General features: G+C 53.5%; 22 protein-coding genes, 1 rRNA gene and 1 other annotated feature. Of the genes, 14 read left to right on the top strand and 9 right to left on the bottom strand.

Features of this window, described 5'->3' with window-relative positions:
- Nucleotides 1-6: 6 nt before the first annotated feature.
- The gene (locus tag ACOTXL_RS22335; protein ID WP_003863130.1) at nucleotides 7-798 is read right to left on the bottom strand and encodes a cytochrome C assembly family protein; all 792 of its coding nucleotides are present in this window, start codon (nucleotides 796-798) and stop codon (nucleotides 7-9) included.
- 166 nt (nucleotides 799-964) lie between these two features.
- On the opposite strand from ACOTXL_RS22335, the gene ffh reads away from it, so the two are divergent.
- From ffh to ACOTXL_RS22300, 7 genes are all read left to right on the top strand, one after another.
- Nucleotides 965-2,326 (top strand): signal recognition particle protein, encoded by a 1,362-nt coding sequence (gene ffh, locus ACOTXL_RS22330; RefSeq protein ID WP_003863132.1) that lies wholly within the window; start codon nucleotides 965-967, stop codon nucleotides 2,324-2,326.
- 116 nt (nucleotides 2,327-2,442) lie between these two features.
- Nucleotides 2,443-2,691 (top strand): 30S ribosomal protein S16, encoded by a 249-nt coding sequence (rpsP, locus tag ACOTXL_RS22325; RefSeq protein ID WP_003863133.1) that lies wholly within the window; start codon nucleotides 2,443-2,445, stop codon nucleotides 2,689-2,691.
- A 15-nt stretch (nucleotides 2,692-2,706) separates the two neighbouring features.
- Nucleotides 2,707-3,246 (top strand): ribosome maturation factor RimM, encoded by a 540-nt coding sequence (gene rimM, locus ACOTXL_RS22320; RefSeq protein ID WP_003863136.1) that lies wholly within the window; start codon nucleotides 2,707-2,709, stop codon nucleotides 3,244-3,246.
- Between the two features lie 31 nt (nucleotides 3,247-3,277).
- Nucleotides 3,278-4,045 carry a tRNA (guanosine(37)-N1)-methyltransferase TrmD gene (gene trmD / locus ACOTXL_RS22315; protein WP_003863138.1) on the top strand — a complete coding sequence of 256 codons (768 nt, stop codon included), beginning with the start codon at nucleotides 3,278-3,280 and terminating at the stop codon, nucleotides 4,043-4,045.
- Between the two features lie 43 nt (nucleotides 4,046-4,088).
- Nucleotides 4,089-4,436: a 50S ribosomal protein L19 gene (gene rplS / locus ACOTXL_RS22310; protein ID WP_002914145.1), complete on the top strand. Its 348-nt coding sequence runs from the start codon at nucleotides 4,089-4,091 to the stop codon at nucleotides 4,434-4,436.
- Nucleotides 4,437-4,568: 132 nt separating this feature from the next.
- The gene (locus ACOTXL_RS22305; RefSeq protein WP_045351114.1) at nucleotides 4,569-4,973 is read left to right on the top strand and encodes a DUF2946 domain-containing protein; all 405 of its coding nucleotides are present in this window, start codon (nucleotides 4,569-4,571) and stop codon (nucleotides 4,971-4,973) included.
- A gap of 38 nt (nucleotides 4,974-5,011) precedes the next feature.
- On the top strand, nucleotides 5,012-6,382 hold the full coding sequence (locus ACOTXL_RS22300; protein ID WP_045351115.1) for a PepSY-associated TM helix domain-containing protein: 1,371 nt from the start codon (nucleotides 5,012-5,014) through the stop codon (nucleotides 6,380-6,382).
- Between the two features lie 2 nt (nucleotides 6,383-6,384).
- Here the strand turns inward: ACOTXL_RS22300 and ACOTXL_RS22295 are convergent, their stop codons facing one another.
- The 4 genes from ACOTXL_RS22295 to ACOTXL_RS22280 all read right to left on the bottom strand — a co-directional run bounded on the left by ACOTXL_RS22295 (nucleotide 6,385) and on the right by ACOTXL_RS22280 (nucleotide 9,160).
- Complete coding sequence (locus ACOTXL_RS22295; RefSeq protein WP_003863144.1) at nucleotides 6,385-6,870, bottom strand: OmpA family protein; 486 nt, start codon at nucleotides 6,868-6,870, stop codon at nucleotides 6,385-6,387.
- A gap of 12 nt (nucleotides 6,871-6,882) precedes the next feature.
- A complete protein-coding gene (dgcN, locus tag ACOTXL_RS22290) occupies nucleotides 6,883-8,103 on the bottom strand; it encodes a diguanylate cyclase DgcN (protein WP_003863147.1) in 1,221 nt (406 codons plus the stop codon).
- On the bottom strand, nucleotides 8,096-8,632 hold the full coding sequence (locus ACOTXL_RS22285) for a YfiR family protein (RefSeq protein WP_023323613.1): 537 nt from the start codon (nucleotides 8,630-8,632) through the stop codon (nucleotides 8,096-8,098). Before ACOTXL_RS22285 ends, dgcN begins: the two co-directional genes overlap by 8 nt.
- A 153-nt stretch (nucleotides 8,633-8,785) precedes the next feature.
- A complete protein-coding gene (locus tag ACOTXL_RS22280) occupies nucleotides 8,786-9,160 on the bottom strand; it encodes a DUF2799 domain-containing protein (protein ID WP_003863151.1) in 375 nt (124 codons plus the stop codon).
- A gap of 212 nt (nucleotides 9,161-9,372) precedes the next feature.
- Between ACOTXL_RS22280 and aroF the strand changes: the two genes are divergently transcribed.
- From aroF to ACOTXL_RS22265, 3 genes are read left to right on the top strand one after another with little or no spacing between them, the layout of a single operon-like run.
- Entirely contained in the window at nucleotides 9,373-10,443 is a 1,071-nt protein-coding gene (gene aroF / locus ACOTXL_RS22275; protein ID WP_045351116.1) for a 3-deoxy-7-phosphoheptulonate synthase AroF, read from the top strand.
- A 10-nt stretch (nucleotides 10,444-10,453) separates the two neighbouring features.
- Complete coding sequence (gene tyrA, locus ACOTXL_RS22270; protein WP_022649060.1) at nucleotides 10,454-11,575, top strand: bifunctional chorismate mutase/prephenate dehydrogenase; 1,122 nt, start codon at nucleotides 10,454-10,456, stop codon at nucleotides 11,573-11,575.
- A gap of 60 nt (nucleotides 11,576-11,635) precedes the next feature.
- Nucleotides 11,636-12,508, top strand: a complete 873-nt coding sequence (locus tag ACOTXL_RS22265) for an SMP-30/gluconolactonase/LRE family protein (protein WP_032609874.1) — start codon at nucleotides 11,636-11,638, stop codon at nucleotides 12,506-12,508.
- Here the strand turns inward: ACOTXL_RS22265 and pheA are convergent.
- The 4 genes from pheA to bamD all read right to left on the bottom strand — a co-directional run bounded on the left by pheA (nucleotide 12,505) and on the right by bamD (nucleotide 15,272).
- Nucleotides 12,505-13,665 (bottom strand): bifunctional chorismate mutase/prephenate dehydratase, encoded by a 1,161-nt coding sequence (gene pheA, locus ACOTXL_RS22260; protein WP_003863160.1) that lies wholly within the window; start codon nucleotides 13,663-13,665, stop codon nucleotides 12,505-12,507. The two genes, ACOTXL_RS22265 and pheA, sit on opposite strands and share 4 nt — an antisense overlap.
- A gap of 30 nt (nucleotides 13,666-13,695) precedes the next feature.
- Nucleotides 13,696-13,821 (bottom strand) — a sequence feature (Phe leader region).
- Entirely contained in the window at nucleotides 13,773-13,820 is a 48-nt protein-coding gene (gene pheL, locus ACOTXL_RS22255; protein ID WP_100229775.1) for a pheA operon leader peptide PheL, read from the bottom strand. Its footprint overlaps the feature before it by 48 nt.
- Nucleotides 13,822-13,925: 104 nt before the next feature.
- Nucleotides 13,926-14,267, bottom strand: a complete 342-nt coding sequence (gene raiA / locus ACOTXL_RS22250; RefSeq protein WP_003863162.1) for a ribosome-associated translation inhibitor RaiA — start codon at nucleotides 14,265-14,267, stop codon at nucleotides 13,926-13,928.
- Between the two features lie 267 nt (nucleotides 14,268-14,534).
- Entirely contained in the window at nucleotides 14,535-15,272 is a 738-nt protein-coding gene (gene bamD, locus ACOTXL_RS22245; protein ID WP_003863164.1) for an outer membrane protein assembly factor BamD, read from the bottom strand.
- A gap of 131 nt (nucleotides 15,273-15,403) precedes the next feature.
- Between bamD and rluD the strand changes: the two genes are divergently transcribed.
- The 4 genes from rluD to ACOTXL_RS22225 all read left to right on the top strand — a co-directional run.
- On the top strand, nucleotides 15,404-16,384 hold the full coding sequence (rluD, locus tag ACOTXL_RS22240) for a 23S rRNA pseudouridine(1911/1915/1917) synthase RluD (RefSeq protein ID WP_003863165.1): 981 nt from the start codon (nucleotides 15,404-15,406) through the stop codon (nucleotides 16,382-16,384).
- A complete protein-coding gene (gene yfiH / locus ACOTXL_RS22235) occupies nucleotides 16,381-17,112 on the top strand; it encodes a purine nucleoside phosphorylase YfiH (protein WP_045346109.1) in 732 nt (243 codons plus the stop codon). The genes rluD and yfiH overlap by 4 nt, the downstream gene beginning before the upstream one ends.
- Before the next feature lie 129 nt (nucleotides 17,113-17,241).
- Nucleotides 17,242-19,815, top strand: a complete 2,574-nt coding sequence (clpB, locus tag ACOTXL_RS22230) for an ATP-dependent chaperone ClpB (RefSeq protein WP_003863168.1) — start codon at nucleotides 17,242-17,244, stop codon at nucleotides 19,813-19,815.
- A gap of 424 nt (nucleotides 19,816-20,239) precedes the next feature.
- Nucleotides 20,240-20,427, top strand: a 16S ribosomal RNA gene (locus tag ACOTXL_RS22225); the annotation flags it as partial.

Genomic DNA, 20,427 nt, shown 5'->3' with positions numbered 1-20,427 from the left:
TGTTACTTAGCCAGCAAATTGCTGTATGAAGCGGCTACCAAAGTAGGCAAGCGTGAGAATGCCCGCACCCGCAACGTTGAACCAGACCACGCGGCGACCGCGCCAGCCTTCATGATAATGGCCCCATAACAGGACAATATAGACAAACCACGCGATGATGGAGAGCACCGCTTTATCGATATTCTCCACGCTGAACAGGTTCTTCATGTAAAACAAGCCTGTGCACAGCGTGAGCGTCAGCAGCACCACGCCGACCTGGGTGATGTGGAACATCTTACGCTCAATCACCATCAGCGGCGGCATTTCGTGGTTAAACGCCAGCTTTTTATTTTTCAGCTGGTAGTCAATCCAGGCGAGCTGCATGGCGTAAAGGGCGGCGATGATCAGCGTCGCGTAGGCAAAGAGCGACAGGCCGATATGCACCAGCATCCCCGGCGTGGCTTCCAGGTGAGTAATAAACTCATTGGGCATGAACGTGGCTAACGCCAGATTGATCAGCGCAAAGGCGTAGACTATCGGCAGCAGCAGCCAGCCACGGTTTTTAGACGCGACAATGGTCATGACCGTACAGATCATCAGGCTGACCAGCGAGCCGACGTTCAGTACGCTCAGATTTTGCACGCTGCCGTCGCCGGGGATAATGCGTGATTCCAGCGCAAAGGCGTGGCTAATCAGTGCGATCACTGCCGAAAGAATAGCCATGCGCCGCCAGCCGCTGTTTTTTTGCAGCAGGCCAGGAATGATCAGCGCGAGGCTGACAGAGTAGGCAACAAGGGCGATCAGTGCGAAAACAGGCATATAGGCGTCGACAGTTGTCTTAATAAGAAAGAGAAGCAGTATAACGTTACGTGACGCCTGCTCCAACCGTTGCATAACAACAAAGGCGCCTTCATGTTATACTCCGGCAAAATTCTGTGTATGTGTCGCCCAGGCGACCTAACGTTTCTACCCCAGGCGAGAGACAATGTTTGATAATTTAACCGATCGTTTGTCGCGCACGCTGCGCAACATCAGCGGCCGTGGACGCCTCACCGAAGAGAACATCAAGGAAACGCTGCGCGAAGTGCGCATGGCGCTGCTGGAAGCAGACGTCGCGTTGCCGGTCGTGCGTGACTTTATCAACCGCGTGAAAGAGAAAGCGGTTGGCCATGAAGTGAACAAGAGCCTGACTCCGGGTCAGGAGTTCGTCAAAATCGTCCGTAACGAGCTGGTTTCGGCGATGGGCGAAGAGAACCAGGTGCTTAACCTGGCGGCTCAGCCGCCAGCCGTCGTGCTGATGGCGGGTCTGCAAGGTGCGGGTAAAACCACCAGCGTCGGTAAGCTGGGGAAATTCCTGCGCGAAAAGCACAAGAAAAAGGTGCTGGTGGTGTCGGCGGACGTGTATCGCCCGGCGGCGATCAAACAGCTGGAAACGCTGGCCGAGCAGGTTGGCGTGGACTTCTTCCCGTCCGACGTGGCCCAGAAGCCTGTCGACATCGTTAACGCGGCGCTGAAAGAGGCGAAGCTGAAATTCTACGACGTGCTGCTGGTGGATACCGCCGGTCGACTGCACGTTGACGAAGCGATGATGGACGAAATCAAGCAGGTTCATGCCTCTATCAATCCAGTAGAGACCCTGTTTGTTGTTGACGCCATGACCGGTCAGGATGCGGCAAACACCGCAAAAGCGTTTAACGAAGCCCTGCCGTTAACCGGCGTGGTGCTGACCAAAGTCGACGGCGATGCCCGCGGCGGTGCGGCGCTGTCTATTCGTCATATTACCGGTAAGCCAATTAAGTTCCTCGGCGTGGGCGAGAAAACCGAAGCGCTGGAGCCGTTCCATCCGGATCGTATTGCCTCCCGTATCCTCGGCATGGGCGACGTGCTGTCGCTGATCGAAGATATTGAAAGCAAGGTTGACCGCGCCCAGGCGGAAAAACTCGCCAGCAAGCTGAAAAAAGGTGACGGTTTCGATCTGACCGACTTCCTTGAGCAGCTGCGTCAGATGAAAAACATGGGCGGCATGGCAAGCCTGATGGGCAAACTGCCAGGCATGGGCCAGATCCCGGACAACGTCAAATCCCAGATGGATGACAAAGTGCTGGTGCGTATGGAGGCCATCATCAACTCGATGACGCTGAAAGAGCGCGCGAAGCCAGAAATCATCAAAGGTTCCCGTAAACGCCGTATCGCTGCCGGTTGCGGCATGCAGGTGCAGGACGTAAACCGCCTTCTGAAACAGTTCGACGACATGCAGCGCATGATGAAGAAAATGAAGAAAGGCGGCATGGCTAAGATGATGCGCGGCATGAAAGGCATGATGCCGCCCGGTTTTCCTGGGCGATAATCGCTTTTGAGATTGCTTTTTGCCCGAAAATGAGTAAAATTTTCGGGCTTTTAATATGACACCCGGGCTCCGTTCCTCGATGGGGCCCGGTTGTTTTATTCACACAAGAGGATGTTATGGTAACTATTCGTTTAGCACGTCACGGCGCTAAAAAGCGTCCGTTCTACCAGGTTGTTGTGACTGACAGCCGTAATGCACGCAACGGTCGCTTCATCGAGCGCGTTGGTTTCTTCAACCCACTGGCCGCTGGCGCAGAAGAAGAAACCCGTCTGGATCTGGATCGTATCGCTCACTGGGTTGGCCAGGGCGCTACTGTTTCCGATCGCGTTGCTACGCTGATCAAAGCAGCAAACAAAGCAGCTTAATCTGTCACGGTGGTCATGATGAGCAATAAAGCACCTGTTGAACCGATCGTATTGGGAAAAATGGGTTCTTGCTACGGTATCCGTGGTTGGCTCAGAGTGTTTTCCTCCACTGAAGACGCTGATAGCATTTTTGATTACCAGCCCTGGTTTATCCAGAAAGCCGGTAAGTGGGAAGAGGTCGAGCTGGAAAGCTGGCGTCACCACAATCAGGACATCATCATCAAGCTGAAAGGCATTGACGATCGTGATGCCGCGAATGCGCTGACTAATTGTGAGATTGTCGTGGATTCGTCGCAGTTGCCGCAGCTGGAAGAGGGTGACTACTACTGGAAAGACCTTATGGGTTGCCAGGTAGTGACCACTGAAGGCTACAGCCTGGGGAAAGTCATCGACATGATGGAAACCGGGTCAAATGACGTTCTCGTCATTAAGGCAAACCTGAAAGATGCATTTGGCATCAAGGAGCGGTTGGTTCCGTTCCTCGATGGACAGGTTATCAAGAAAGTCGATCTCACTACTCAAACCATTGAAGTAGATTGGGATCCTGGTTTTTAAATTCTCCGGATAAACGGTAAAAGACGGCGCTATGTGGATTGGCATAATTAGCCTGTTTCCTGAAATGTTCCGCGCGATTACCGATTACGGGGTAACTGGCCGGGCAGTAAAGAATGGCCTGCTGAGCATCCAGAGCTGGAGTCCTCGTGACTTCACGCACGACCGGCACCGTACCGTGGACGATCGTCCTTACGGCGGCGGACCGGGGATGTTGATGATGGTGCAACCCTTACGGGACGCCATTCACACAGCAAAAGCCGCGGCAGGTGAAGGCGCGAAGGTGATTTATCTGTCACCTCAGGGACGCAAGCTTGATCAAGCGGGCGTGAGCGAACTGGCGACGAATCAAAAACTGATTCTGGTCTGTGGTCGCTACGAAGGAATAGATGAGCGCGTAATTCAAACCGAGATTGACGAAGAATGGTCTATCGGCGATTACGTTCTCAGCGGTGGTGAGTTACCGGCAATGACGCTGATTGACTCCGTCGCCCGGTTTATTCCGGGGGTTCTGGGCCATGAAGCTTCGGCAACGGAAGATTCCTTTGCCGATGGGTTGCTGGACTGTCCACACTATACTCGTCCTGAAGTGTTAGAAGGGATGGAAGTCCCGGCAGTGTTACTGTCTGGAAACCATGCCGAGATACGTCGCTGGCGTTTGAAGCAGTCGCTGGGCCGAACCTGGCTTAGAAGACCTGAACTTCTGGAAAACCTGGCTCTGACTGAAGAGCAAGCAAAGTTGCTGGCCGAGTTCAAAACTGAACACGCGCACCAGCAGCATGAACATGATGGGAAAGCGTAATACGCTCCCGAATATCAGTTTACCCAGGATAAGAGATTAAATTATGAGCAACATTATTAAGCAACTTGAACAAGAGCAGATGAAGCAGGACGTACCTTCCTTCCGTCCAGGTGACACCGTGGAAGTGAAAGTATGGGTTGTTGAAGGTTCCAAAAAACGTCTGCAGGCATTCGAGGGCGTGGTTATCGCTATTCGTAACCGCGGTCTGCACTCTGCATTCACTGTTCGTAAAATTTCCAACGGCGAAGGCGTTGAGCGTGTCTTCCAGACTCACTCTCCGGTAGTTGACAGCATTGCTGTTAAACGTCGTGGTGCTGTACGTAAAGCTAAACTGTACTACCTGCGTGAGCGTACTGGTAAGTCTGCTCGTATTAAAGAGCGTCTGAACTAAGATTCGCTTAAGCGACATCCTGTTAGAAAGGGCTGGCCGAAAGGCTGGCCCTTTTTTTATCCCATCGCACCTCTCGCGTTAACCCTTCCGTCATAAATCATTTACAATGTTCGCCTCTTGGGTGGAGGGTAAGTGGATAACGTACTGCATCAGCATAGCTGGAAACGCGCAGCGGCATTGACCGCGCTGTTTGCGATCCTGCTGATCGTCGTGGCGCCGCTGATCTCCGTCTCGCTGCAAAAAGATCCCATGAGCGCCATGCCGGGTATGCACCACGACATGAGCATGATGTCGGTGGACGAGCATCATGGTGATATGCCGCATTCTATGCCAGTTGACCATGCTGAAGCATGCGGCTACTGCGTGCTGTTAGCGCATGTACCGGGCGTGATGCTGGCGCTTATCGTTCTGCTCAGCGTGGTGTTGCAGCGGCTGGGCGTGAAGCCGCCTCGTCAGGCGGTCAGCCACTGGCACTTTTTCCCCTGGCTTTACCCCGATACCCGCGCGCCGCCGCGTCGGTCTGCTTTCTCCCTTTAAAACAAAATCACTCACTTTTTGCCTTAAAAAGGAAAAGTATGACTACCTGCACTCCGCGCGCGGCATGGGGAAACCTGCTGCGTCGCCTCCATTTCTATATCGGGCTGTTTGTCGGTCCGTTTATCTTCTTCGCAGCGCTGACCGGTACGCTGTATGTCGCCACGCCGCAGCTTGAAAATGCGCTGTACCATTATGCACTCCACACGGATGCCGTTGGTGAGGCGCAGCCTCTTGCTGAACAAATTGCCGTGGCAGAAAAGGTCGTGGGTTCAGCGCTGCGTTTACATGCTGTTCGTCCGGGGCTGGAAGAGGGTGAAACGACCCGCGTGATGTTTGCCGACCCGGCGCTGGGTCCCTCCGAGCATCGGGCTATTTTTATTGATCCCGCCAGCCTTGAGGTTCGAGGGGATATGACTGTGTACGGCACCAGCGGGATTTTACCGCTGCGTCAGACTATCGATTATCTGCATACCTCGCTGATGCTGGGCAACATCGGGCGCCTCTATAGCGAGTTAGCCGCCTCGTGGATGTGGGTTGCTGCCCTGGGCGGGATCGCGCTGTGGTTCTACACCCGACCGAAGCGCCGTATTAACAATCGTTTCCAGAATCGTCGTCGCCTGCATGTGATCTTAGGCTGGACGTTACTGACGGGAATGCTGCTGTTCTCAGTCACCGGGTTAACCTGGTCACAATGGGCCGGTGGCAACGTCGATAAGCTGCGTGCAGAGATGAACTGGCTGACGCCGCAGGTAAATACCACCCTTTCCGGTGCGCCGGAAATGAGGGATGAACACGCCGAACATCGTGGTCATCACGGGGGAATGACGATGCCTGAAATGCCTGTTGAACTGTCGCTTTTTGACAGCGTATTGCAGGCCGCCCGCCAGTCAGGAATTGATGCGAAAAAGGTTGAGATCCGCCCGGCAAGCAGGGACGACCAGGCCTGGACGGTGACGGAAATCGATCGCCGCTGGCCGACGCAGGTTGGTGCCGTTGCCGTGGATCCCCACTCACTGAAGGTGCTGGACAGCACTCGCTTCGGGGATTTCCCGCTGATGGCTAAACTCACCCGCTGGGGCGTGGATTTCCATATGGGGATCCTGTTTGGTCTGGCAAATCAGCTGCTGCTCATCGCGTTTGGCGTTGCGCTGTGCGTGTTGATTATCTGGGGATACCGGATGTGGTGGATGCGTCGCCCTGCAACGTCAGCCGCGAACCCGGTACAGACGCTCTGTCAAAGCTGGCTGGCATTGCCGCTGTGGGGAAGGGGAGTGACGTTCCTGATAAGCCTCCTGCTGGGGCTGGCGTTGCCAGTAATGGGCGTCAGTCTGGTGGTCTTTATTGTGATTGACTGGCTGCGCTGGCGAGCGGTTTCAGGCGTGTCGCTCGCCGGAACATCCGTTAAATAGCCTTAAGGCGTGCTGATGACTACCGCAACCCGGCGGTTTTCAGCGCGCCCCTGTGCAGTGCGGTTGCTGCTGACAGGGTATTTTTTGCCTAAGCCCCGCGTGGTGAGGTTGCTGCGCGGGATGTTCGCGCCCTTCGCCCAGGCATCCGCCACAACATTGGCACGTTTTAACGAAAGCGCTTCGTTGTAGCTCTCTTCGCCATAGTTATCCGTATGGCCATCCATCCGGGCGTGGTTCAGGCCGGTTGCCGCCAGGCGTGAGGCCATAGTCTGGATCTGCGTTTCACTTTCCGGGCGCAGCCTGGCGTCATTTTTATCAAACAGGATCTTATCTGACAGGCCCAGAGACCAGTCGCCATTCAGTTCGTTAAAGCCATAGGATTTCATGGCCGCGATTTGCTCTGGCGTGAATTTCCCTTCAGGGGATGACTGGCATCCGGACATTGCCAGTGATGCCAGTAACAACGGCGCAAAATATCGCTTTAACATATCGTCTTCCTTTCAGGATATTGTTTTCGAACGCTGGTTTTTGACCAGATACATATTGCGATCGGCTTGCTCCAGTAAGGCCTCAACGGAGGCATTTTCCCATGCCAGAGCAAAGCCAATGCTGAGTGACATTGATGCTGTGTGCCCGTTATGCAGATCAAACGGACGGATAAATTGCTGCGACAGCGCAGCGCAAATATATTCGACCTCACGCGCGGTGTGGACGCCGTAAAGGATCATGGCAAATTCGTCGCCGCCAAGACGGTAAGACTGATGACGTTTTTCGCCAAATTCGACCATCCTTTTTGCGGCTTCGATCAGAACGCAGTCACCCGCGGCATGACCCCAGGTGTCATTGATAAACTTGAAGTTATCACCGTCCAGAAATAGCAGGGCGGAATTGGTTTTTGCCGAAGCGTCATTCATTAATGCTGCAATGTTGTTGCGAAACGCGGCGCGGTTTGCAAGCCCCGTGAGCGGATCGTGCATGGCGGTACGCAACAGTTGAGCGTTTTTCGCCTGTAGTTTGAGCTGCCACTCTTCCATTTCATCCAGCAGGCTGTTGAAGTCTTCTCCAAACTGGTGGAACTCTTCAATGCGGCCTTCCGTTACCCGGCGAGAAAAGTTGCGGTTGGTGCGAACGTCATGCACAACGTCAGTGATGTTTTGCATTTCAACAACCATGCCATGATGTAGCGAGCGGGTGATGGTCAATGCGACGGCAGAAGCAAAAAGAATGCACCCGGTGAGGACTGCAAACGAGAGCCAGATAAAGTGGCTAATCAGGCTGTCGCGTGCGGTCAGACGAATTTCGCCAATCACATTGCCGTTATGTATGATGGGCTGTGCGACAGGAACAGGGAACAGCCACCGGTTGACCAGCGCGCCCAGCGTGTCGGTATTATCCGCCGGGTTCCACGACCACCAGGCAAACCGTTTATGATGTGCATTAAGCACTTCCGCCACGGCAAACTGCCCCTGCTTGCCGAGGGTCGCCAGCGTTTCATTTGCTGCCACGGCATCGTTGAACACCAGAGAGGCTTCAAGGCTGTGGCTCATGGTGGCGCCGGTAAGTTCGAGGTTTTTTTGCGCGTATTGCTTTAATGTCACCACGGAAGCGAAACACAGCAGCAACCATATAAACGTCATCGTTATAATGACGCTTATCATGCTGATTCGCCGCAACGTTCTTTTAAACGTCGGACGCGGTGTTGGTACGACTTCCTTATTCATGCTTCTTATTCCGTGCGAGCATTAATACATCCGGATTGACTCTTACGCCACTGCGCGCCAGCGCATCCAGATTTACGGAAAACCTGACCTGGTTGTGCTCTATTATCAGACAAAATGCGCTGCCAATAACGCATTCAGGATTTTGTTCTGACATTAATAGCAACGCCTGGTCCTGATATTGATTTATTATTTCCTGTTGTTTTGCTGGCGACTCGCTCCCGAAATAGAGGGCATCGCACCTTGCTGTGAGTGCTTCCCGATCGCTATGCACAATGACAGGACTATAGGGCAACGGGTTGTGTTCATCTTCACTGCTGAGCGCCTGTCTGTAATGGGAAGAGGCATAAATACAGAGCTTAGGCTGGCCAGAAAGTGCTGGCCATCGGGTGTAGCTCACAATACCAGAAACAATCGAACGTACTGATTTATCCGTTTCAGTGAACGAGCCTGCCTTTGCAGGGGCCACTAAAATGAACAGCATTAGCGCCAGGGGGAGTCGGAGCAAAGCGATCAAGATTGCATTTCTCATCAGAATCCGCCAAACCGCCCCGGAAATAGATGTCCTTAAGAATTGTCGGCAGAATACCATTGTTTATCAAAGCCGTCATTATGTCAGAAATATCCCTGTTTTGACCTAAGCTAAATCTTACAGTGAGCTATATTCAGAGGAATTAAGGCAGGCTCAATTAAGCCTGCTGGAACGCATACTTTCATCCAATCCTTGTTGCCAGGATTCATGCAGTTTTACTGCATTTTCAGTTGTATCGCAGCTGGCAGGAAATGATTTTCCCGCTAATCCCCAGGCGTGAATAAAGCCCTCTTCGCATATTTTTTTCTGTCCGTCAGCGTAGCCACGAAGATATTCCCCTCGATCAACCTGAGGGTCATTAAAACTATCGGCCAGAGCCTGATTATCTTTAACCGGAACACCATTCATAGCGTCTTCTTTACCGGCAGTGAACCAGTCCGGGCTGGTCCAGCCAGGCTGAAAAGTATAAGGATTGATCTGGCAACCCGACAAAATCAGCGACAACAACATGAGAGTAATTGAACGCATGGCTATTCTCCTTTTTGTGAGCATAGCCTGGCTTACAAGTGTGCGTGTGTAATTTTAAATTTACGGTTTTAGGCCATTAATTTTGCAATTAAAGGGCTTCTGTAAAGTAATGTGTACGTATTTTGGATTGAAATCTTTACTTGATGTGATATCGTTGTGTCACCTCTTCGAGGAAAACCACTATCGCAAACGAGTTTGACAGGATCGCAATCATGCAAAAAGACGCGCTGAACAACGTACATATCACTGACGAACAGGTGTTAATCACCCCGGATCAACTGAAGGCGGAATTCCCGCTGAGCGTCGCGCAGGAAGCTCAGATTGAGCACTCGCGCCAGACCATTTCTGACATTATCGCAGGCCGCGATCCGCGCCTGCTGGTGGTATGTGGTCCTTGCTCCATTCACGATCCTGAAACCGCCATTGAGTACGCTCGTCGATTTAAAGCATTAGCGGAGGAGGTCAGCGATAGCCTCTATCTGGTGATGCGCGTCTATTTTGAAAAGCCACGTACTACGGTTGGCTGGAAAGGGTTGATTAACGATCCGCACATGGATGGCTCGTTTGATGTGGAAGCGGGCCTGAAGATTGCGCGTCGCCTGCTGGTGGAGCTGGTCAGCATGGGGCTGCCGCTGGCAACCGAAGCGCTGGATCCGAACAGCCCGCAGTACCTCGGCGATCTGTTTAGCTGGTCTGCGATTGGGGCGCGCACCACCGAGTCGCAAACCCACCGCGAGATGGCGTCTGGCCTGTCTATGCCGGTTGGTTTTAAAAACGGTACCGACGGCAGCCTGGCTACGGCGATTAACGCCATGCGCGCCGCCGCTATGCCCCATCGTTTTGTCGGGATCAACCAGGCGGGCCAGGTATGCCTGCTGCAAACTCAGGGCAACCCGGACGGGCATGTGATCCTGCGCGGCGGTAAAGCGCCAAACTACAGCCCGGCGGATGTCGCGCAGTGTGAAAAAGAGATGGAACAGGCGGGACTGCGTCCGGCGCTGATGGTAGATTGCAGTCATGGTAATTCGAATAAAGATTACCGTCGCCAGCCTGCGGTTGCAGAATCTGTGATTGCACAGATTAAAGATGGTAACCGTTCAATTATCGGCCTGATGATTGAAAGTAATATTCATGAAGGCAATCAGTCATCGGAACAGCCGCGTAGCGCGATGAAGCCCGGCGTCTCAGTCACGGATGCCTGCATCAGCTGGGAAACCACTGATACGCTACTGCGTGAGATCCACAAAGATTTGAACGGCCAGCTGGCGACGCGTCTGGCATAAGAGGATAGTTATGGTTGCTGAATTGACCGCATTACGCGATCAAATTGATGAAGTGGATAAGGCGTTGCTGGACCTGCTGGCGCGCCGCATGGCACTGGTTGCTGAGGTCGGCGAAGTTAAAAGCAAATACGGCCTGCCAATTTACGTTCCGGAGCGTGAGGCCTCTATGCTCGCCTCCCGCCGTAAAGAGGCACAGGCGCTGGGCGTTTCACCGGACTTAATTGAAGATGTCCTGCGTCGTGTGATGCGGGAATCCTATTCCAGCGAAAACGACAAGGGCTTCAAAACCCTCTGTCCGTCGCTGCGTCCGGTGGTGATTGTCGGTGGCGGCGGCCAGATGGGGCGTCTGTTTGAAAAAATGCTGACGCTTTCTGGCTATCAGGTGCGCATCCTGGAAAAAGAGGACTGGCCGCATGCACCGGAACTCATGAAGGATGCCGGAATGGTTATCGTCAGCGTACCGATTCATGTGACGGAGCAGATTATCGCGAAACTTCCTCCGCTGCCGGAAGATTGCATTCTGGTGGATCTGGCGTCCGTTAAAAATGGTCCTCTACAGGCAATGCTGGCGGCGCACACCGGGCCCGTGCTTGGGTTACACCCGATGTTTGGCCCGGACAGCGGCAGCCTGGCGAAGCAGGTAGTGGTTTACTGCGACGGTCGTCAGCCGGAAGCGTATCAGTGGTTCCTGGAACAGATTCAGGTCTGGGGGGCACGTTTGCACCGTATCAGTGCGGTTGAGCATGACCAGAACATGGCGTTTATTCAGGCGCTGCGCCACTTTGCAACCTTCGCCTATGGTCTGCACCTGGCGGAAGAGAACGTTCAGCTTGAACAATTGCTGGCGCTTTCCTCGCCAATCTATCGTCTGGAGCTGGCGATGGTCGGGCGACTGTTTGCCCAGGATCCACAGCTTTACGCCGACATCATCATGTCGTCTGAAAATAACCTGGCGCTGATCAAGCGCTACTATCAGCGTTTTGGCGAAGCGATCACTTTGCTGGAACACGGCGATAAACAAGCGTTTATCGACAGTTTCCGTAAAGTGGAGCACTGGTTCGGTGATTACGCCACGCGATTCCAGAGTGAAAGCCGCACGCTGTTGCGCCAGGCAAATGACAGTCGCCAGTAATCTGATGATGTATATACTGAAAGCCAGCATTGCTGGCTTTTTTCATTTTGGGGAACTGTCATGGCTGAACCGCAGCTGCTGTTGAACTATACCGGGCATCTGCCTGAATGCCCGACGTGGAGTGCAGAAGAGAAGGCGCTCTACTGGGCGGATATCCTGGAAGGGGAGATCCATCGGTACCATCTGCCCACCGCGGAACACTCGGTGCTCTCATTCCATGAAGAAGTTGGGTGTTTTGCCCTGCGTGAACGCGGCGGATTTATCGTCGCGATGCGAAACGCCATCTGGCTGACCGATAAACACGGCCTGCTCCAGCGTAAGGTTTGCGATAACCCATCCAACCCGCAGCTTGCACGTTTTAACGATGGCGGTACCGATCATCAGGGACGGTTTTATGCGGGCACGTTCTGGGGGCCGGGAGATTATAACGGGGCCATGTTGATGCGTATCGACAACGACCTGACGCCGAAAGTGATCCAGTGCGATATCCAGGGGCATAACGGTTTAGCGTTTAGTCCTGACAAACGGTGGATGTTTACTTCTGATACGCCGAACGGTGTGATCTACCGTACGCCGCTTGATGAGCAGGGGGAACCCGGTAAGCGCGAAGAGTTTCGCCGGTTTAGCGAGGGAGACGGTATTCCCGACGGTGCGGCAATGGATGAGGAAGGCTGCTACTGGAGCGCACTGTTTGACGGCTGGCGTATCGCACGGTTTTCACCGCAAGGCGAACAGCTGGAAGAGCACCGGCTGCCGGTACGCTGCCCGACAATGGTCTGCTTTGGCGGCGACGATATGAAAACGCTGTTTATCACCACCACGCGGGAAAATATGGAGGCGGAGGAGCTGGAGAAATACCCGCTTTCCGGTGCCATCTTCACCCTGCCTGTAAATGTGGCAGGGATGAAGAAAAGCCGCTTTATCGAACATTAAGCCGGATCGACCGGGACCACGGTTTCGCTCGGATAGCAGCCCAGCACTTTCATGGAGCGTGTGATCTCGCCCAGTTCGCGCAGGGCTTTCTGCATGGATGCAGACTCCAGGTTGGCCTGAACGTCGAGATAGAACATCTCTTCCCACGGGTTGCCATGTATTGGGCGGGATTCCAGCTTCGTCATGATCAGGTTGTGATTACGCAGCACCAGCAGCGCTTCAACCAGCGCACCCGCCTGCTGGCCGGTCGCCATCAACAGGGTGGTTTTCGCCGGGACCTGGTCCGACACGTTGATGGCCTTGCGGGCCAGAACCACGAAACGGGTGATATTCTGCGTCTGGTTGGCCAGATTGCGTTCCAGCACCTGTAAGCCATACAGCGCGCCGCCCGCTTCGCTACCGAGAGCCGCGACGGCAGGAGAGTTTGCCTGCGCCACTTTTTCCATCGCCGCCGAGGTGCTTTCGGTGTACTCAATTTTCCAGTGCGGATAACGGTTCAGGAACTGGCTGCACTGCTGGAACGGCTGCGGGTGACTGTATACCGTTTCGATCTGACTCAGATCGGTTGAGCCAGAGACCAGCACACAGTGATCGATAGGGATGGTCAACTCGCCGACTAACGACAGGCTGGTGTGCTGGAGCAAATCGTAAACATCGTTGATGGCGCCGGAACTGGTGTTCTCAATAGGCACCACGGCGTAATCTGCCTGGCCGGTTTCGACCTGGTTGAAAATGTCTGCAAATTTCGCGCAACCGCTCTCAATAAACTCTTCGAAATGGCGGGCTGCGTACTGGCGAGCCGCCAGATGAGAATAGGAGCCTTTCGGGCCGAGGAAAGCGATACGAGCAGAGTGCGGGTTGGTTTTGTTCAGATGCTGCTGGAGCAGGGCCTGTTGCGTCAGAACGGAGTCTTCGATGATGAGCTGGAACAGGCGGGTGATGTAGTGCGCATCCAGATGATGCGCTTTGCCGAGTTGAATCAACCGTTCCAGTAAATCACGTTCGCGATCGATATCGCGCACCGGCCGATGGGACTCGAGCTTGGCTTTTCCCACTTCAACGGCGAGTGCGCGGCGTTCTGCCAGCAGGGCCAGTAATTTTTCGTCGAGTGCACTGATTTTTACGCGTAAATCCAGGAGCGGGTTTTCCGGTGTCATAGTGTTGTCTGTCTCATTTTATCGTTATCAATAAAAAAGGCCTCCCGGTGTGGGAGGCCTTGTTGTTCGTCTTCGCATTCTTTATCACACGACGAAACGCCTCCCGGTCAGGGGAAGGTAAAAAAGAATGCGAAGAAAAACGGCGTCTGTTTCATAAGGTCATCCTGAAAATGATAGGGTTAAAGTACCTGCACTGTTTTGATCCTGTCAATAAAAAACGCGCCCGAAGGCGCGTTGTCGGTACACTCAATTTTAGAGGATTACTCTTCTTCAACTTCTTCCGCGAAGCTGGCGTCTTTCACCGAGGTTGCGGCGCGACGTGCTTCACCTTTGTGTTGCACTTTATTGAGCTGCCGTTCCAGCTTGTTGATCAAATCGTTAATTGCGGTGTACATATCCTCGTGTTTTGCGCTGGCGACCAGATGGCCGTTTGGAGTATTGATAGTTGCATCAGCGATGAAACCCTGCGGCTCCTTGGACAGGATGATATGTGGATTAATCAAATGTGTTTGCCATTTATCCAGTTTGGCGAGACGGTCTGCGACGTGCTGGCGGATTGCCGGAGTAATTTCCATTTGTTTACTGGTAATGTTCATTGTCATAAATTTTACCTCTTGTCTTTCCGTCTTGGTGATTCCAGCATACCCGACCCAATGTCAAAATGTGTGATTTAGATCACGTTATTTTGTCGGTTTTTGTCAGGGAATCTTTTTTGTGAGGCAGGGCAGGAAGAGGTGAGATTTACCTTGTCGAAGCCAAAAATTGCGGTCATAGTTGAATGGATGTGTTGAAGCTAAACCGCTTCAGCGTAAGTCTGAAAGAATAAAAAAACGGCAGCCCGCGGGCTGCCGTTATGCGTTGTAGCGGTATCAGGTGTTGCTGCTGTTCGCGGCGATGATTTTCGCCACTTTGTCAGCCTGAGCCGTCATCTGCATCTGGCGATACGCATTTTCCATCAGCTTCAGGCCATCACGCGTGGCTTGGGTATCCGGATAATCACGCAGCATGCCTTCTACACGGTTAACCACGGCAACCCATGCGCCACGGCGGGTGTAGTATTCCGCAACGGAGTACTCATATTTCGCCAGACGATCTTTCAGGAACACCAGACGCTTAGTGGCATCGGTAATGTACTGGCTGTTCGGGTAGCTACGCACCAGTTTGGAGAAGTCATTGAAAGCATCACGCGCATGTTGCGGGTCACGGTCAGAACGATCCACCCCGAAGAAGCCCTGCAATGCACTGTCATCCAGCGCCATGTTAGTCAGGCCGCGCATGTACATCACGTAATCGATGTTAGGATGGGTAGGGTTCAGACGCATGAAACGATCGATCGTTGCCTGAGCCAGCGGCAGATCGGCATTTTTGTAGTAGGCGTAGATAAGATCTAACTGTACCTGCTGCGAATACGGACCAAACGGATAGCGATTATCCAACGCTTCCAGTTGCGTTATCGCCTGTTTCCAGTTACCGTCCTGCAACTTTTGTTGTGCAGTCGCATAGATTTCATTCGGCGGATTGTCAGGGACCTGTTCATTCGAACCGGAGCAGCCCACCAAAGCCAGGCTCAACGTGGCCGCTGCCACCAGATATTTCATGCGCGTCATGACGTTTTGACTTTCCTCAAATGTTTGTCCGGGAGAAACTCAGTTCCTGCTCCCGATTAAGACCAGCTACAATAGCACACTATATTAAACGGCAAAGCCGTAAAACCCAACGTTAAACGAAGAAGCAGTTTATGGCACAACGAGTAGAACTCACCGCAACAGTCTCCGAAAATCAGCTCGGTCAACGCTTAGATCAGGCTTTGGCCGAATTGTTCCCTGATTATTCGCGTTCACGCATAAAAGAATGGATCCTTGACCAGCGCGTGCTGGTAAACGGCAAGATCTGGGACAAACCAAAAGAGAAAGTGTTTGGTGGGGAAGCTGTCGCCATCAATGCTGAAATCGAAGAGGAAATCCGCTTCGAGCCGCAGGATATCCCGCTGGATATCGTCTACGAAGATGACGACATTCTGGTCATCAACAAGCCGCGCGACTTTGTTGTTCACCCGGGCGCGGGCAATCCTGACGGTACGGTACTTAACGCACTCCTTCATTATTATCCGCCGATTGCCGACGTACCGCGTGCCGGTATTGTTCACCGTCTGGATAAAGACACCACGGGTCTGATGGTGGTGGCGAAGACGGTTCCCGCCCAGACTCGCCTGGTGGAATCGTTGCAACTGCGCGAAATCACCCGTGAGTATGAAGCGGTGGCGATTGGTCATATGACCTCTGGCGGCACGGTGGAAGAGCCTATCAGCCGTCACCCAACCAAGCGTACGCATATGTCCGTACACCCGATGGGCAAACCGGCGGTGACCCATTACCGCATCATGGAACATTTCCGTATTCATACGCGCCTGCGTCTGCGCCTGGAAACCGGGCGTACTCACCAGATCCGCGTGCACATGGCGCATATTACCCATCCGCTGGTGGGTGACCCGGTTTACGGCGGTCGTCCGCGTCCACCAAAGGGCGCATCGGATGAATTCATCTCCGTGCTGCGTAAATTCGATCGCCAGGCGCTGCATGCGACGATGCTGCGTCTTTACCACCCAATCACCGGAATTCAGATGGAATGGCATGCGCCGATCCCACAGGATATGGTGGAACTTATCGACGCGATGCGCGCAGATTTCGAAGAACATAAGGATCACGTGGACTGGTTATGACCAAACTGATTGTCCCGGAGTGGCCACTGCCTGAAGGCGTGGCCGCCTGTAGTTCAACCCGTATCGGTGGCGTGAGCCAGGGCGCGTGGGAGTCTCTGAACCTCGGTGCGCATTGTGGCGATAACCTGGAGCACGTTGAAGAGAACCGTAAACGCCTCTTTGCTGCGGGAAACCTTCCTTCAAAACCGGTCTGGCTTGAGCAGGTGCACGGTAAAGCGGTGCTTAAGCTGACGGGTGAGCCCTATGCGTCTAAACGCGCCGATGCTTCGTACAGCAATACGCCGGGAACGGTTTGCGCGGTGATGACCGCTGATTGCCTGCCGGTGTTGTTCTGCAATCAGGCAGGAACTGAAGTGGCTGCTGCCCACGCCGGATGGCGAGGCCTGTGCGAAGGCGTGCTGGAAGAGACCGTCGCCTGCTTCCAGGACGATTCTGCAAATCTCATCGCCTGGCTTGGCCCGGCGATTGGCCCGCAGGCATTTGAGGTCGGGCCCGAAGTGCGCGATGCCTTTATGGAAAAAGATCCGCAAGCGGTCGAAGCGTTCGTGGCTTCCGGAGATAAATATCTGGCCGATATTTACCAGCTTGCCCGCCAGCGCCTGAATAACGTCGGTGTGACTCAAATCTTCGGCGGAGATCGCTGTACCTTCACCGATAAGGGTGATTTTTTCTCCTATCGCCGCGACAAGACGACAGGCCGTATGGCAAGTTTCATTTGGCTGATATAACCTAAAGAATCAAGACGATCCGGTACGCGCCGTTTTCTTTTCACATAATTCAGGTTATTAACCTTGAATAATTGAGGGATGACCTCATTTAATCTCCAGTAGCAAATTTGACCTGTTATGGGAGGAGTTATGCGTCTGGATCGTCTTACTAATAAATTCCAGCTTGCTCTCGCCGATGCCCAGTCCCTCGCACTGGGGCACGACAACCAATTTATCGAACCTCTTCATTTAATGAGCGCCTTGCTGAATCAGGAAGGGGGATCGGTACGTCCTTTATTAACGTCCGCTGGCATTAATGCCGGCCAGTTACGCACCGCCATCGATCAGGCGCTGAGCCGTTTACCGCAGGTAGAAGGTACCGGCGGCGACGTGCAGCCGTCGCAGGATCTGGTGCGCGTGCTGAACCTTTGCGACAAGCTGGCGCAAAAACGTGGGGACAACTTTATTTCGTCAGAGCTGTTTGTTCTGGCGGCGCTTGAATCACGCGGTACCTTAACCGACCTGCTGAAATCCGCCGGTGCAACCACCGCTAATGTGACCCAGGCGATTGAGAAAATGCGCGGAGGTGAAAGCGTGAACGACCAGGGAGCCGAAGACCAACGTCAGGCTTTGAAGAAATTTACGGTCGACCTGACCGAACGTGCCGAGCAGGGCAAACTTGACCCGGTGATCGGCCGCGACGAAGAAATCCGCCGGACAATACAGGTACTGCAACGTCGTACCAAAAACAACCCGGTGCTGATTGGTGAGCCAGGCGTCGGTAAAACCGCCATCGTTGAAGGGCTGGCGCAGCGTATCGTTAATGGCGAAGTGCCCGAAGGGCTGAAAGGCCGTCGCGTACTGGCGCTGGATATGGGCGCGCTGGTGGCCGGGGCGAAATACCGCGGTGAATTTGAAGAGCGTCTGAAAGGCGTGCTGAACGATCTGGCGAAACAGGAAGGTAACGTCATCCTGTTTATCGACGAACTGCACACCATGGTGGGGGCGGGTAAAGCTGACGGCGCAATGGATGCCGGGAACATGCTGAAACCTGCGCTGGCGCGCGGTGAACTTCACTGCGTCGGCGCCACTACGCTGGACGAGTACCGTCAGTACATTGAAAAAGATGCCGCGCTGGAGCGTCGTTTCCAGAAGGTGTTTGTCGCTGAACCAAGCGTAGAAGATACCATCGCCATTTTGCGTGGTCTGAAAGAGCGTTATGAGCTGCACCATCACGTGCAGATCACCGACCCGGCCATCGTTGCGGCGGCGACGCTTTCGCATCGTTACATTGCCGACCGTCAGTTGCCGGATAAAGCCATTGACCTTATCGATGAAGCGGCGTCCAGCATCCGTATGCAGATTGACTCGAAACCGGAAGAGCTGGACCGACTCGATCGCCGTATTATCCAGCTCAAGCTGGAACAGCAGGCGCTGAACAAAGAGTCTGATGAAGCGAGCAAGAAACGCCTTGATATGCTCAACGAAGAACTGGACGAGAAAGAGCGTCAGTATTCTGAGCTGGAAGAAGAGTGGAAAGCTGAGAAAGCCTCCCTCTCTGGCACCCAGACAATCAAGGCGGAGCTGGAGCAGGCTAAAATTGCCATTGAGCAGGCGCGTCGCGTAGGGGATCTGGCACGGATGTCTGAACTACAGTACGGCAAGATCCCTGAGCTGGAAAAACAACTTGAGATCGCCACGCAATCGGAAGGCAAAACCATGCGTCTGTTGCGTAATAAAGTGACGGATGCCGAGATTGCCGAAGTGCTGGCGCGCTGGACGGGTATTCCTGTGGCTCGCATGATGGAAAGCGAACGCGAGAAACTGCTGCGTATGGAGCAGGATCTGCATCAGCGCGTCATTGGACAGAACGAAGCGGTCGAAGCGGTATCTAACGCCATTCGTCGTAGCCGTGCGGGGCTGTCCGATCCGAATCGTCCAATCGGCTCGTTCCTGTTCCTGGGGCCAACCGGTGTCGGTAAAACCGAGCTGTGTAAAGCGCTGGCTAACTTTATGTTCGACAGCGATGACGCGATGGTGCGTATCGATATGTCCGAGTTTATGGAGAAACACGCCGTCTCGCGTCTGGTCGGTGCGCCTCCGGGATATGTCGGTTATGAAGAGGGCGGTTATCTGACGGAAGCGGTTCGCCGTCGTCCTTATTCCGTCATCCTGCTGGATGAAGTAGAAAAGGCACATCCTGACGTGTTTAACATTCTGTTGCAGGTGCTGGATGATGGGCGTCTGACGGATGGGCAGGGAAGAACGGTCGACTTCCGTAACACGGTGGTGATCATGACCTCGAACCTGGGTTCCGATTTGATTCAGGAACGCTTCGGTGAGCTGGATTACAGCCATATGAAAGATCTGGTGCTGGGTGTGGTCAGCCAAAACTTCCGTCCGGAGTTCATCAACCGTATTGATGAAGTGGTCGTGTTCCATCCGCTGGGTGAGAAACACATTGCGTCGATTGCGCAGATCCAGTTGCAGCGTCTGTACAAACGTCTGGAAGAGCGTGGGTATGAAATCCACATTTCCGACGATGCGCTGAAACTGCTGAGCGAGAATGGTTACGATCCTGTTTATGGTGCGCGTCCGTTAAAACGTGCTATCCAGCAGCAGATCGAAAACCCGCTGGCGCAGCAAATCCTCTCTGGGGAGCTGGTTCCGGGCAAAGTTATCCGTCTGGAAGCCAACGAAGACCGAATTGTGGCAGTGCAGTAAGTCACAAAACGCAAAAACGGGCCGCTTGCGGCTCGTTTTTGTTTAAAAACCAGGCAAGAATTAATGTCTGAGATGTGTTTTGCCTGGAAAGTGAGCAGTCGGTAAATAATTTTCACTTTGCACTTGCAGCCTCAGAATAACTCCCTATAATGCGCCTCCACTGACACGGAACAACGGCACGCAAGCCGCCGGGTCAGCAGAGAAAAGCAAAACAAACGCTTGACTCTGAAGCGGGAAAGCGTAATATGCACACCCCGCGCCGCAGCGAAAACGAAGCGGCACTGCTCTTTAACAATTTATCAGACAATCTGTGTGGGCACTCAAAGTGACATGGATTCTTAACGTCCTCGGACAAAAAATGAATACCAAGTCTCTGAGTGAACACGTAATTCATTACGAAGTTTAATTCAAGAGCATCAAACTTAAATTGAAGAGTTTGATCATGGCTCAGATTGAACGCTGGCGGCAGGCCTAACACATGCAAGTCGAACGGTAACAGGAAGCAGCTTGCTGCTTCGCTGACGAGTGGCGGACGGGTGAGTAATGTCTGGGAAACTGCCTGATGGAGGGGGATAACTACTGGAAACGGTAGCTAATACCGCATAACGTCGC

The organism is Enterobacter cloacae complex sp. IR5402, assembly GCF_049238125.1.
Lineage (GTDB): Bacteria > Pseudomonadota > Gammaproteobacteria > Enterobacterales > Enterobacteriaceae > Enterobacter > Enterobacter hormaechei_C.
The sequence above is the reverse complement of the archived record's forward strand: the minus strand, read 5'-3'. Positions and strand labels throughout refer to the sequence as shown.

Coding starts and splice junctions, on each gene's coding strand:
- ACOTXL_RS22335 (WP_003863130.1), bottom strand. CDS start 798: ATGCCTGTTTTCGCACTGATCGCCCTTGTTGCCTACTCTGTCAGCCTC.
- ffh (WP_003863132.1), top strand. CDS start 965: ATGTTTGATAATTTAACCGATCGTTTGTCGCGCACGCTGCGCAACATC.
- rpsP (WP_003863133.1), top strand. CDS start 2,443: ATGGTAACTATTCGTTTAGCACGTCACGGCGCTAAAAAGCGTCCGTTC.
- rimM (WP_003863136.1), top strand. CDS start 2,707: ATGATGAGCAATAAAGCACCTGTTGAACCGATCGTATTGGGAAAAATG.
- trmD (WP_003863138.1), top strand. CDS start 3,278: ATGTGGATTGGCATAATTAGCCTGTTTCCTGAAATGTTCCGCGCGATT.
- rplS (WP_002914145.1), top strand. CDS start 4,089: ATGAGCAACATTATTAAGCAACTTGAACAAGAGCAGATGAAGCAGGAC.
- ACOTXL_RS22300 (WP_045351115.1), top strand. CDS start 5,012: ATGACTACCTGCACTCCGCGCGCGGCATGGGGAAACCTGCTGCGTCGC.
- ACOTXL_RS22295 (WP_003863144.1), bottom strand. CDS start 6,870: ATGTTAAAGCGATATTTTGCGCCGTTGTTACTGGCATCACTGGCAATG.
- dgcN (WP_003863147.1), bottom strand. CDS start 8,103: ATGAATAAGGAAGTCGTACCAACACCGCGTCCGACGTTTAAAAGAACG.
- ACOTXL_RS22285 (WP_023323613.1), bottom strand. CDS start 8,632: ATGAGAAATGCAATCTTGATCGCTTTGCTCCGACTCCCCCTGGCGCTA.
- ACOTXL_RS22280 (WP_003863151.1), bottom strand. CDS start 9,160: ATGCGTTCAATTACTCTCATGTTGTTGTCGCTGATTTTGTCGGGTTGC.
- aroF (WP_045351116.1), top strand. CDS start 9,373: ATGCAAAAAGACGCGCTGAACAACGTACATATCACTGACGAACAGGTG.
- tyrA (WP_022649060.1), top strand. CDS start 10,454: ATGGTTGCTGAATTGACCGCATTACGCGATCAAATTGATGAAGTGGAT.
- ACOTXL_RS22265 (WP_032609874.1), top strand. CDS start 11,636: ATGGCTGAACCGCAGCTGCTGTTGAACTATACCGGGCATCTGCCTGAA.
- pheA (WP_003863160.1), bottom strand. CDS start 13,665: ATGACACCGGAAAACCCGCTCCTGGATTTACGCGTAAAAATCAGTGCA.
- raiA (WP_003863162.1), bottom strand. CDS start 14,267: ATGACAATGAACATTACCAGTAAACAAATGGAAATTACTCCGGCAATC.
- bamD (WP_003863164.1), bottom strand. CDS start 15,272: ATGACGCGCATGAAATATCTGGTGGCAGCGGCCACGTTGAGCCTGGCT.
- rluD (WP_003863165.1), top strand. CDS start 15,404: ATGGCACAACGAGTAGAACTCACCGCAACAGTCTCCGAAAATCAGCTC.
- yfiH (WP_045346109.1), top strand. CDS start 16,381: ATGACCAAACTGATTGTCCCGGAGTGGCCACTGCCTGAAGGCGTGGCC.
- clpB (WP_003863168.1), top strand. CDS start 17,242: ATGCGTCTGGATCGTCTTACTAATAAATTCCAGCTTGCTCTCGCCGAT.